This window comes from Flavobacterium sp. GNP008, assembly GCF_056428965.1.
Map to the genome: position 1 here is coordinate 408,768 of NZ_JBWJVL010000003.1, position 13,124 is coordinate 421,891.

The window sequence follows — 13,124 nt, forward strand, 5'->3', positions numbered from 1 at the left end:
AGTTTATGTCCAAAAAATTAAAGTGCAAATTTCGGCAATAGGAGTTTAAAAAGCGTTAATTAATTCGGAATAATTGAACTTTTTTTGCCTAGGTTGTTAGCAAAAATGAAATTGTATCGATGTTATCTGCATAATTCCATAATAGGGGGTTTTGCGTTTGTCCAAAAGCCACACTGTTTTCAATAGTACTGTCGGCTACAACACATTGTATTTGCTCACTTTCAGATTGTAATCTGATTTGTAATTCATTAATATCCTCGTAAAACTCATAGAACACACTTGAAATAGGAGAGGCATGACTTTGATCTTCCTTCAAGGTCAAAAAACCATTATCCAATAATTTGAAATTACTCATCAGGAAAACGGCTTTGTTATAATCATAATTGTTAGCATATTTTTCGTAATGTATAATGTCTTGGTATTCAAATATGGCTTCAAAAAAAGCAACAAAGGAATATCCTTTTGGTACAAAAAGTTTAGAAACATTACGGCAACCCAACCCAAAATAACGGAATATATCTTCGCCCAAAGCGGTTAGCTCCTCTTTGGTTTCTTTCCCAGTTAAAATAGCAACGGAGTTCCTACTTTTCCGGATTATGGATGGTTTGTCTTTGAAATAATATTCAAAGTAACGAGACGTGTTGTTGCTTCCTGTTGCAATTACAGCATCAAAATTTTCTAATTTTCCTTCGACAAAAGTGATGTTAGGACTTAATTCGGGTGTTATAGCAATTAAATACTTAGCTAAAAACGGCAATAAATGTTGGTCGTTTGAAGATGTTTTTATTAAAACAGAATTTCCAGTTATTAAAACCGACAGAAAATCATGGAACCCCACTAATGGAATATTTCCAGCAAGAATTAAGGCAATTTTTTTTGGGTCTTTTATTTCTAAATCATAGGCAGAAAGCCATTTATTTAGGTTATCTTCCGTTAATGCTTGTGCCCATGATTGGATTGAAAAATAAACGTTTTCAGGGGTATACCATCCATTGTGCGATTGCGATAATTTTATTAAATCGACAAAAGCATTAAAAAACGTTTCGTTTTGCAAAACAGCCGGATTTTTTAAAGTGTTATTCTCGGAAAACTGACTTAAAAATTTTCCTAATTCAACAAAAACACTTTTTTTTGTTTCTAATGTCATAATGTTTGCTTATGAATAGTTTTGATTGTAATTTTGCACAAAAATAAGGATAAAGTAATTAGGCATTGTTAAAAAACATAAGTTTTAAAACAAACTTTAAACCTAAAGCGGTATACTTTTAAACATATAACGATGGCAATTATTATAACAGACGAATGTATCAATTGTGGTGCTTGTGAACCCGAGTGCCCAAATACAGCAATATACGAAGGAGCAGACGATTGGAGGTATAAAGATGGTACTAAGCTGAAGGGTAAAGTTATTTTACCTGACGGTTCCGAAGTGGATTCAGAGGAGGCTCAAACGCCAATTTCTGATGAAGTGTATTATATCGTCCCCGGGAAATGTACGGAGTGTAAAGGGTTTCATGATGAGCCACAATGTGCTGCGGTATGCCCAGTAGATTGTTGTATTCCAGATGATAGCCATGTAGAAAGTGAAGAAACATTGTTAAACAGACAAGCTTTTTTACATAATGAATAGCATATAACCCTGTATTGGGTTGAAATGGGAATCCTGAGTCTAAGTCTAGTACTCGGGATTTTTTGTTTTATTTCTTTTTTGCTACAATGACATACGTATCGTAAGCATATGTTTTTCTGTCAATTGTTCGTATTATTTCAAAGTTATTTAAATACAAAAACAATTGTATTTCATTTAAGGTAAATACACGCACGGTCGAAAAATCATCTGCAAGTATTTCTCTTTGATTATTTTTCAAGGTGTAATATTGGGCTGCCCATTCTAGCATAAAATTTTCTAATGAGGTTGTTTTCCAAGTACTGCTTCTGAAATAGCTTATTCCCTTATATTCTGCTTCGTTTATTATTACTTCATTTTCTTTGATAAAAGGAATAAATCGATTGGCATCTATAAAATCAAAAATGAGAATCCCCCCTTTATTTAGGTTCTTATGAATACAACCAAAAGTACTATTTACATCGTCATTTGTAATCAAATAACTGGTGGAACGTCCGGTAATTAATGTATTATCTACAGCGGTTTTAAGTTGAAAATCACGCATGTCGCCAGGAATGAAAACACCTTTTTTGTTTCTGTTTTGGGCAATCGCAATCATACTTTGGCTGTAATCTAAACCAATATAATCGTGTTGTTTTTCTAGAAATCGTTGAGCAAGATTACCTGTTCCACAACCAATTTCCAGAATGGTTTTACAATGGTGCTCTTTAATTAAATTGTTGTAGAATTTATATTCTTCATCGTAATCAATAAAGGTTTGGTACATGGCGTCAAAAATAGAAGCCATTTTTCCGTCATAAAGAGTTGCCATAATATTTGTGTATTTAGCACTAAAGTATGGAGAATAAACGAAATAAAAAAAGGGCTATCTTTCGACAGCCCTTTTTGAGTTATTCAATAAATGAATTAGAATTTGTAGTTTAACGATAAATTAAACATCGTTCCTAATTGGCTAAAATGATATCCATCATACGTCATTTGAGAATAACGTTGGTTGAAAGTAATCAAGTTAGATTGGTTTTTTACTTGAACAGGATCGTTTAAAAGCTCAGTACCTTTAGCATTTTCAGCTACAAATTTCCACTCAGGTAACACATTCAATAAATTGTTTACATTTAATGCTAAAGTTAATTTTTCAGTAGCAGAGAAAGTAATGCCTAAATCGGTAACAACTTTAGGAATAAACTCCGTTTTTAAGTTAGCTTTTAAATAGTCGACAGAGCCAACGGGAGCATTAGGATTATTTGTAGCTAAACCATCTTGATTAAATGTGCTTTTTCCGAAATAAGTATTATTAAGAGAAAAGCCAAATTTTCCAATTTCATAATTCGCTCCTAAAATCCATTTTGTTTCTGGTCTTGAAGTAAACATTAAAGATTCAAGTATTGGTCCAAAATTACCACTTTTTACAGGTGAAATTCTTTCATTTTGAAAAGTAATGTTTCCAGATAAGTTGAATCCTAATTTCCCTGTTCCTAAATCAATATTATTATAATTAGCCACGACATCTAAACCAGTAGTTCTTGAGTCAAATGAATTCTCAAACCAAGCTACATTACCAAATTGAGTATCTTGTCTGTCTCCTAAAACAATTCTATCTTCTACTTTAATATTATAGTAATCGACTGTGAAATTAAAATTTTTCATAGGTTTTGCTCCAATTCCAATAGTGATGTTTGTTGATTTCTCAGCATCTAATGGATCAATTCCTAATTGGCGTGCTTGTGGTGATACGTTATTAATGATTCCACTAACTTGGATTCCTTGTCCAGGAACGAATGAATATTGTGATTTTTGAGTGTAAATTTGGTGTAATGTAGGTGCTCTAAAACCAGTAGAAATAGATCCTCTTAAAGTAATTTTGTCGTCCAAGAATTTATATCTAGAACTCAATTTCCATACTGTAGCATCACCAAAATCGCTATAATCTTCATAACGTACGGTTCCATTTATTAAGAAATCTTCAGTTACATCATAAGCAAGATCAAAATAAGCACCTAAATTGTAACGGTTCCATTTTGCTGAATTTTCCGGTCTGTTGCCCGCGAATGAATCGGCTCCAATACCCTCCCAAGATGCTTTGTCACCTTCCGTTACTTCAAAAGTCTCTGTTCTGATCTCAGAACCAAAACCTATACTGATTTTATCAGATAATACTTTAGATATGTCTAAATTTCCTACAATATGATTGAAAGCAGTTCCTCCTGGCTTAAAAGAGATTGGACTATTCTCTAAATAAACATTATTTCCATTACCATCCTTAATGTTAGATCTATTGAAGGAATTGTCAACGGAATAGGTTTGGGTATTTCCACCTACAGTAATACTAGCATCTGTATTCCATTCGTTTTTTGTTGATTTGTAACCTAATGTTGCGTTGTAATCATTTAAGTCTCCTGTAAATGTTGGTACGTAACCTTGATAAGAACCTGGAGTTCCATCACCAAAAAAGTCTTTAAGGAATGGGTAATCAGCTAAAGTTCTCCAGTATGGAGTTCTATAATTAGCAAAAGAATTTACTTTCTTGTATACATAAGCTGCATTATAATATAATAATGTTTCATCAGATAAACTAAATCCACCGTTTACTAGAAACTTAGCAGCAGCAGTTTCAGGTGAACCATTGATATTTCCAGCATCTGGTTTTTTAGCAAGAAAGGCTTGAACATCTGAAAGAGAAGCACCAAAATCTCCTGCTTCACCGGCAGCATCAACTGTTCCGGGTCTGTTAGCTAGGTTGACTTTAGAAAAATCAACAGTATAATTTACAAATCCTTTTTCGCCCACTGTAGAACCATTGTTCATACTTACGCCTAACATTTCACCATCACCTTCAGAAGTCATTCCACTTCTTACAGTTACTGATCCACCGTTTGTGTTCTTTTTTAAGATAATATTCATTACTCCTGCAATGGCATCTGAACCGTATTGAGCCGATGCTCCATCACGAAGTATCTCTACTCTTTCGATAGCATCAGTAGGAATTGCTGAAATGTCTGCACCAGTTTCACCACGTCCAGGAGACGTTTGAACATATAGTAAAGAACTTAAGTTTTTACGTTTCCCGTTGATAAGGATCAAGGTTCTACTTGGTCCCATATTTCTAATTTCATAAGGATCCAGTAATGATGTCGCATCATTCACTGGTGTTTGAACCGTATTAAAGGATGGAATTTTATATTGTAACGCTTTGTCAAAAGAAGCCTGACCAGTTGAAGCCAAGTCCTTTGCAGAAATTACATCTATAGGTAATGCTGATGTAGTGTTACTTCTTGGTGCCGTTCTGGTTCCTGTAACCACTACTTCATCTAAATTTTGTCCGCCCTCTTCGGATAAAACAACATCTAAAACAGATCCTGTAACTGCTTTTTCTAATTTAGAAAAACCTACATAACTAAAAACTAATGTAGCGCCTTCTTTAACTTTAATCTTATACATCCCGTCCATGTCAGTAGAGACTCCGTTTTGTGTTCCTTTCTCAATAATATTAACCCCAGGCAAAGCATTGCCGGTGTCATCTTTAACAACACCTGAAATTTCTTTTTGAGCAAAAAGAAATGAGACGTTTAATAGAAATAATAATAATGCAAATTTTTTCATAATTAAGTTGTGTTTGGTTTTTGTTTGATTTAAAATCGGTTGCAATATAATTTTTTTTTAACAAAATATTAGCAAATCGTTTAAATTTTTATAAAAAACATATGAGCTCTGTTTAAACTGCACTATTTACTTATTTAAAGATTTATAAAATCTTATATTTGCAAACTTTTAGAGCAAATGCTACATTTAATAATAGCGTATTATTTGTACAAGAAATAGCATAAATCGTATTGGAATCTATTTTAAACAGTAAGATTACAATATAGTATTCCATTAAAAATAAATATTATCTACATATGAAAGCAGGAATTGTAGGATTACCAAATGTTGGAAAATCAACGTTATTCAATTGTTTATCAAATGCAAAAGCGCAAAGTGCCAACTTTCCTTTTTGTACTATTGAACCTAATATTGGTGTTGTAAACGTACCCGATCTAAGAATTGAGAAATTAGAGGAACTAGTAAAACCAGAACGGGTTCAAATGGCTACTGTTGATATTGTTGATATAGCAGGTTTAGTTAAAGGAGCCAGTAAAGGGGAAGGCTTAGGAAATCAATTTCTTGGAAATATTAGAGAATGTAATGCCATTATTCATGTCGTACGTTGTTTTGATAACGATAACATTGTTCATGTTGATGGCAATGTGAATCCCATTCGTGATAAAGAAACGATTGATATTGAGTTGCAGTTAAAAGATTTGGAGACTGTAGATAAACGTCTTGAAAAAGTTAAGCGTGCTGCTAAAACGGGTAATAAAGAAGCCCAAGTAGAAGAAGGGTTGCTAAACAGAATCAGAGAAACATTGTTACAAGCTAAATCTGCCAGAACTGTAATTCCTCAAAATAATGACGAAGAAGTTCTGATGGAAGGATTTCAGTTGATTACTTCAAAGCCAGTATTGTATGTTTGTAATGTAGATGAGAATTCTGCAGTTACGGGAAATAAATATGTAGATCAGGTTCGTGAATTGGTAAAGGATGAAGACGCTGAAGTCATTGTACTTTCAGTAGGTGCTGAAGCAGATATTACAGAGTTAGAAAGCTATGAAGAACGTCAGGTTTTTCTTGAAGATATGGGGTTAACGGAGTCAGGTGCTTCAGTTCTTATTCGTGCAGCCTATAAATTATTAAAGCAACAAACGTATTTTACTGCAGGTGTAAAAGAAGTTCGTGCATGGACTATAAATGCAGGCTCAACTGCGCCACAAGCTGCTGGAGTTATTCACACTGATTTCGAAAAAGGATTCATTCGTGCCGAAGTCATTGCGTATGAAGATTTTGTTCATTACGGTTCTGAAGCTAAATGTAAAGAAGCAGGGAAATTTAAAGTAGAAGGTAAAGAATACATTGTAAAAGATGGAGATGTAATGCATTTTAGATTCAACGTTTAAAAAAAAGCATATTGTCAAAAATCATACAGTCGAAAGTTAGTACTAACTTTCGACTTTTTTTATAAACCTAATCCATCTTTTACTTCAAGATTTCTCCTTCAATCTTTTTTAAGACAAAAAAAGGAGCTTTTTTGGTCGCTCTTTAGTGTCAAGAAGAATAGGATTGAATTAAAAAATACTTTTCGTTTCAAACAAAGTTCACTGAACTTCAATTAAAATAAAAACCTTAGTGAAGTACTATGGGGTAAAATCGATTCAGAAAAAAATGAAGTTTGGGTTCTTATTGATTTTGCAATCTGTCAATCTGCGGTAAATTATATTGTTGCTATATTATTTTTAGTACTTTTAGTAAAAATAAATCATCATGAAAATAATCGCTTTTGGTGCAAGCCCCAGCAAAAATTCGATCAATAAAAAATTAGCAACGTATGCAGCAAGTCTTTTTGAAAATGCTGTAGTGGAGGTTTTGGATTTAAATGATTTTCAAATGCCCATCTTTACTGTTGATATCGAAAAAGAAATAGGGCAGCATGCGTTAGCAAAAGCATTTTTAGCTAAAATTGCTACCGCAGATATATTAGTAGTTTCCATGGCCGAAAATAATGGAAATTATTCTGCCGCTATCAAGAATATTTTTGATTGGTGTACCAGAATAAGTGCTAAGGTTTTTCAGGAAAAACCAATGTTACTGATGGCCACTTCACCAGGAGCAAAAGGCGGCGGGAATGTTTTGGGTATTGCAAAAAATGCTTTTCCTTTTTATGGCGGCAATATAAAAGAAACTTTTTCACTCCCAAGTTTTGAGGCTAATTTTGATGCTATTAACGGTGAAATTTCCAATCCCGAATTAGATAATCAGTTGAAAGAGATTATCAAGAATTTTTAAATTGGAATGCCAAAAATTAATATCAATTTGAAATCTGCAATCTAAACTCGTTAATACTAAATCTTCCATTGGTTGTCAATAGTATTCTTAATAACTTTGACGCATTCCTGTTTTAAATTTTATCGAATTACACTACATTAGCACCAAATCCACAAAATTTACAATGTCCGATCAAAATCAATATACCGAAGATAATATTCGGTCACTCGACTGGAAAGAACACATTCGCATGCGTCCCGGAATGTATATTGGGAAACTGGGCGACGGATCTTCCCCAGATGATGGTATTTACATTCTGTTAAAAGAAGTATTGGATAACTGCATCGATGAATTTGTCATGGGTGCCGGCAAAACTATCGAGGTGACAATCAAAGATAAAACTGTCACTGTTCGAGATTATGGTCGTGGAATTCCATTGGGTAAAGTGATTGATGTAGTTTCTAAAATGAATACGGGTGGGAAATACGATTCATTGGCATTTAAGAAATCGGTTGGTTTGAATGGAGTGGGAACAAAGGCCGTAAATGCATTGTCTAATTATTTTCGTGTAGAATCCGTTCGGGACGAAAAACAAAAAGCCGCTGAATTTTCGGCAGGAAATCTTGTTCTTGAAGAAGATATTATTGAAACGACTAAACGAAAAGGGACTAAAGTTACTTTTATACCGGATGAAGCGATTTTCAAAAATTATAAATTTCGATATGAATATATAATTAAAATGCTTAAAAACTATTGTTATTTAAACAATGGTTTGACTATTATTTTCAATGGCGAAAAATACTTTTCAGAGAATGGTTTGAAAGATTTACTGGAAGAGACCATCCACACTGATGATTTAGAATATCCAATCATTCATTTGAAAGGGGATGATATCGAAATTGCTTTAACACACAGTAAAACACAATATAGCGAAGAATACCATTCGTTTGTAAACGGACAAAATACCACACAAGGAGGAACGCATTTAGCAGCCTACCGGGAAGCGATAGTGAAAACCATCAGGGAATTTTACAATAAAAGCTTTGAAGCTTCGGATGTACGAAAATCTATTGTTACCGCTGTAAGCATCAAAGTAATGGAACCTGTTTTTGAGTCACAGACTAAAACTAAATTAGGTTCAACGGATATGGGTTCAGAGCCAGGAATGCCTTCAGTGCGCACTTTTGTTAATGATTTTGTGAAAACGAAATTAGATAATTATTTACACAAGAATCCTCCGACTGCAGAAGCATTGTTACGGAAAATTATTCAAGCCGAAAGAGAGCGCAAAGAATTGTCAGGTATTAGGAAATTAGCAACAGATCGTGCCAAGAAAGCGAATTTGCATAACAAGAAACTAAGAGATTGCCGGGCGCATCTACCAGACACTAAAAATCCTAAAAATCTGGAAAGTACCCTTTTTATTACAGAGGGAGATTCTGCATCAGGATCCATTACCAAATCTCGGGATGTAAATACGCAGGCTGTTTTCAGTTTACGTGGAAAACCTTTGAATTCCTATGGAATGAGCAAGAAAATTGTTTATGAAAATGAAGAATTTAATCTGTTGCAAGCAGCGCTGGATATTGAGGATGGTTTAGAAAAATTGAGGTATAATAATATTGTGATTGCAACTGATGCTGATGTCGATGGAATGCACATCAGATTGCTATTGATTACTTTTTTCTTACAATTTTTTCCGGAATTGATAAAAGAAGGGCATTTGTACATTTTGCAAACGCCACTTTTTAGAGTTCGAAACAAGAAGGAAACAATTTATTGTTATTCTGATGAAGAACGAAAAGCCGCAATAGAAAAACTAAAACCAAAACCAGAAATCACACGATTTAAAGGATTGGGAGAAATTTCTCCAGATGAATTCAAAAATTTTATTGGTGAAACGATACGTTTGGATCCTGTTATGATGGACAAAAATACATCGATTGAGCAATTATTGTCTTTTTATATGGGGAAAAATACACCAGACAGACAAGAATTTATCATCAAGAATTTGAAAGTAGAATTAGACGTAATTGAGAAAAATTAAATAGTTAAACTATGCCTACAAAAAAAACACTTATTTTTATTTTTTTCCTATTTGTGATTAGTTTTTTAGCTACTTTTTTTATTTTAAAAAGCAACGATCATAAAGAATGCGATTTTGTTATGAAAAAAAAGTTAGATCAAAACGGAAATAAAATTTATACGAAAGAACATGTTTGTAAAGAAAAATATTCTTTTTAGAATTTTTAGGACAAAATTATAATTGATTACTATTTAGTAGCATATACGTAATGAAAGAGGAAGACGACGATAACATATTACCAGAAGGTCAAGAAGAGGAGAATTCAATTGATGAAACTCAATCTGAAGAAAAATCTTCTGAAGGCCAGCATTTTTACGATAATAAAGAAGACGAAAACGATACGATCACCAAGGTTACGGGAATGTACAAAGATTGGTTTTTGGATTATGCGTCCTATGTAATTCTAGAGCGTGCGGTTCCTGCGATTGAGGATGGTTTCAAGCCTGTGCAACGTCGTATTATGCACTCTTTAAAGGAATTAGACGACGGTCGTTATAACAAAGTTGCCAATGTTGTTGGGCACACCATGCAGTATCATCCTCACGGAGATCAGAGTATTGGTGATGCGATGGTGCAAATTGGCCAGAAAGAACTGTTGATTGACTGTCAGGGAAACTGGGGAAATATACTAACAGGAGATGGTGCTGCGGCTTCTCGTTACATTGAAGCGCGTTTGTCTAAATTTGCTTTGGAGGTTATTTATAGTCCGAAAATTACTGATTGGGGCGTATCTTATGACGGCCGACGAGCGGAGCCCAATAATCTTCCGGTGAAATTTCCTTTATTATTGGCTTCTGGCGCTGAAGGGATTGCGGTAGGGCTTTCAACGAAAGTACTGCCCCATAATTTTAACGAGTTGATCGATTCGTCAATAAAAATTCTGAAAGGAAAACCATTTACGATTTATCCGGATTTTATGACACAAGGTATTGCCGATGTGTCTAATTATAATGATGGTTTGCGTGGCGGTCGGGTTCGGGTTCGGGCCAAAATTGCTCAGCTCGACAAAAACACCTTGGTGATTACCCAAATTCCGTTTTCAACCAATACGACTACTTTGATTGACAGTATTTTGAAGGCGAATGATAAAGGGAAAATCAAGATCAAGAAAATAGAGGATAATACTGCTGCTGAGGTCGAAATTTTAATTCACCTTTTTCCAGGTGTTTCACCAGATAAAACGATTGATGCATTGTTTGCTTTCACGGCTTGTGAAACTTCAGTAGCACCATTAGGTTGTGTGATTGAAGACAATAAACCGTTGTTTATTGGGGTTTCTGCGATGTTGAAAATCTCAACCAACAGAACTGTACAATTACTAAAAAGTGAACTCGAAATTCAATTGAGCGAATTGGAGGAACAATGGCATTTTCTTTCTTTGGAACGTATTTTTATCGAGAATAAAATCTATCGTGACATTGAAGAAGAAACTACTAGAGAAGGCGTAATCAAATCGGTTGATGATGGTTTGAAACCACACACGCAACACTTAAAACGAGCAGTTACCGAAGACGATATTCTGCGTTTGCTGGATATTCGAATCATGCGTATTTCTAAATTTGACAGCAATAAAGCACAAGATAAAATTGAGTCGCTAGAAGGAGATATAGAGCAAGTTAAACACGATTTAGAACATTTGATTGATTTTGCAATTGCCTATTTTACCAAGTTAAAAGAAAAATACGGAAAAGGGAGGGAACGTCAAACGGAACTTCGCATATTTGATGATATCGAGGCAACCAAAGTAGTGTTGAGAAACACCAAATTATACGTCAATAAAGAAGAGGGATTCGTAGGAACGAGCTTGAAAAAAGACGAATACGTAACCGACTGCTCTGATATTGATGATGTAATTGTTTTTCTGCGTGACGGGAAAATGATGATTACCAAAGTGGACGCCAAAACTTTTGTGGGTAAGGATATTATTCACATTGCTATTTTTGACAAAAGCGATAAGCGCACGATTTATAATATGATTTATCGTGACGGAAAATCGGGTCCTTCCTATATAAAACGTTTTAATGTTTCGGGAGTAACTCGAGATAAAGCCTATGATTTAACCAATGAAACTGCAGGTTCTCAAGTAGTATATTTCTCTTGTAATCCAAATGGCGAAGCTGAAGTTATCACGATATTATTGCGTCAGGTAGGAAGTGTTAAAAAACTTAAATTTGATATTGATTTTGCCAGTTTAGCCATAAAGGGACGTGCCTCCAAAGGAAATTTAGTTACTAAATATCCGATTAAAAAAATAGAATTGAAAGAGAAAGGAATTTCTACCTTACTGCCAAGAAAAGTTTGGTTTGATGATACCGTTCAACGATTAAATGTGGATGCAAGAGGTGAATTATTAGGGGAGTTTAGACCTAATGATAAAATTTTGGTCATAACGCAATCTGGAAAAATTAAAGTAATTACACCAGAATTGTCTACACATTTTGATGAAGATATGGTAATTTTGGAAAAATGGGTTCCTAAAAAACCAATTTCAGCTATTTATTTTGATGGTGAGAAAGAGCGCTACTACATCAAGCGTTTCTTAGTGGAAACTGAGAATAAAGAAGAAAGTTTTATTACAGAACATCCTAACTCAAATCTTGAAATTGTATCAACGGACTATCGGCCTGTTGCCGAAATAGTGTTTACTAAAGTAAAAGGAGTTCAAAAAGAGAATATTACCGTGGATATCGAATCTTTCATAGCTTTAAAAGGATTTAAAGCTTTAGGGAATCAATTGACAACCGATAAATTAAAACAAGTGAACCTATTAGAATCTTTGCCATACGAAATTCCACTAGAAGTAATCCCGGAAGAATTTGAAGTTGCTGGAGAAACTCAAATAGAAAGTGGTGAGGGAACTACTCAACTCAATGATGATGGTCAGATCGGTTTGAGTTTTTCGTAAGTTGAAAGCATAGTAATGTACAGCAAGTATTGTATGATTTATTCCGTTTAGATCTAGTAAAACGGTATGAATTAATTATTTCTTGGTACTCTTTTTTTTTCTTAGGTACTACTGTCTATAAATGAACAATTATTGAACGCTCATTAGTTGTTTTTTTAAGTCAAGAATTATAGATCTAAATTGTATAATATTCTAGTTAATTTGCCCAATTTTATTACAAAAATAATAACTACAAGATCAGTCATATCCTTATTAGACATAAACTTTAAGGATTATGAGCCAAAAGCAAGTTTTTTTGCTCGTTTTTTTTATAAAACACAATAGTAATACCCATATTGCTTCCATATAGATAATTTTATATTTTGTTTACTATTTAAGAAAAATAATTAAACAAAAGTAGTAGTCTTTCGAAATTTAGAACTAAATTTACTTTTATAATGGTGGAGCTTTAATAAATAACTGTCTTCTTATTGTGAAATTAATTTAAATCTAAAAAAATGTTTACAAAATTTAAAAAATCAGAGCTATTTATTTTAGTGGTCGTGATCGTATTAATATTCATCTCAGAATATATTTATTTAGTAGAAGAAGATTTTCAAAGAGCTGTATTTATTGGTCTATGGCCTCCAACTATTGTTGGACTATTAATA

General features: G+C 33.7%; 8 protein-coding genes. 5 read left to right on the top strand and 3 right to left on the bottom strand.

The window, feature by feature from the left end; translation table 11 throughout:
- Window positions 1-88: 88 nt before the first annotated feature.
- The gene (locus AC0608_RS11280) at window positions 89-1,147 is read right to left on the bottom strand and encodes an acyl-CoA reductase (RefSeq protein WP_478289122.1); all 1,059 of its coding nucleotides are present in this window, start codon (window positions 1,145-1,147) and stop codon (window positions 89-91) included.
- A 132-nt stretch (window positions 1,148-1,279) separates the two neighbouring features.
- On the opposite strand from AC0608_RS11280, the gene AC0608_RS11285 reads away from it, so the two are divergent.
- Window positions 1,280-1,630: a 4Fe-4S dicluster domain-containing protein gene (locus AC0608_RS11285; RefSeq protein WP_478289123.1), complete on the top strand. Its 351-nt coding sequence runs from the start codon at window positions 1,280-1,282 to the stop codon at window positions 1,628-1,630.
- 67 nt (window positions 1,631-1,697) lie between these two features.
- Here the strand turns inward: AC0608_RS11285 and AC0608_RS11290 are convergent, their stop codons facing one another.
- Both AC0608_RS11290 and AC0608_RS11295 read right to left on the bottom strand, forming a co-directional pair.
- Window positions 1,698-2,438, bottom strand: coding sequence for a class I SAM-dependent DNA methyltransferase (locus tag AC0608_RS11290; RefSeq protein WP_478289124.1), 741 nt, complete (start codon window positions 2,436-2,438; stop codon window positions 1,698-1,700).
- Between the two features lie 95 nt (window positions 2,439-2,533).
- Window positions 2,534-5,227, bottom strand: coding sequence for a TonB-dependent receptor (locus tag AC0608_RS11295; RefSeq protein WP_417990422.1), 2,694 nt, complete (start codon window positions 5,225-5,227; stop codon window positions 2,534-2,536).
- A 296-nt stretch (window positions 5,228-5,523) separates the two neighbouring features.
- Between AC0608_RS11295 and ychF the strand changes: the two genes are divergently transcribed.
- The 4 genes from ychF to AC0608_RS11315 all read left to right on the top strand — a co-directional run bounded on the left by ychF (window position 5,524) and on the right by AC0608_RS11315 (window position 12,474).
- Window positions 5,524-6,618 carry a redox-regulated ATPase YchF gene (gene ychF, locus AC0608_RS11300; RefSeq protein WP_417961469.1) on the top strand — a complete coding sequence of 365 codons (1,095 nt, stop codon included), beginning with the start codon at window positions 5,524-5,526 and terminating at the stop codon, window positions 6,616-6,618.
- A 364-nt stretch (window positions 6,619-6,982) separates the two neighbouring features.
- Window positions 6,983-7,504 (top strand): NADPH-dependent FMN reductase, encoded by a 522-nt coding sequence (locus tag AC0608_RS11305; protein WP_478289125.1) that lies wholly within the window; start codon window positions 6,983-6,985, stop codon window positions 7,502-7,504.
- 163 nt (window positions 7,505-7,667) lie between these two features.
- Entirely contained in the window at window positions 7,668-9,530 is a 1,863-nt protein-coding gene (locus AC0608_RS11310; RefSeq protein WP_417990419.1) for a DNA topoisomerase IV subunit B, read from the top strand.
- A 247-nt stretch (window positions 9,531-9,777) separates the two neighbouring features.
- Window positions 9,778-12,474 carry a DNA gyrase/topoisomerase IV subunit A gene (locus AC0608_RS11315; protein WP_478289126.1) on the top strand — a complete coding sequence of 899 codons (2,697 nt, stop codon included), beginning with the start codon at window positions 9,778-9,780 and terminating at the stop codon, window positions 12,472-12,474.
- Window positions 12,475-13,124: the final 650 nt, after the last annotated feature.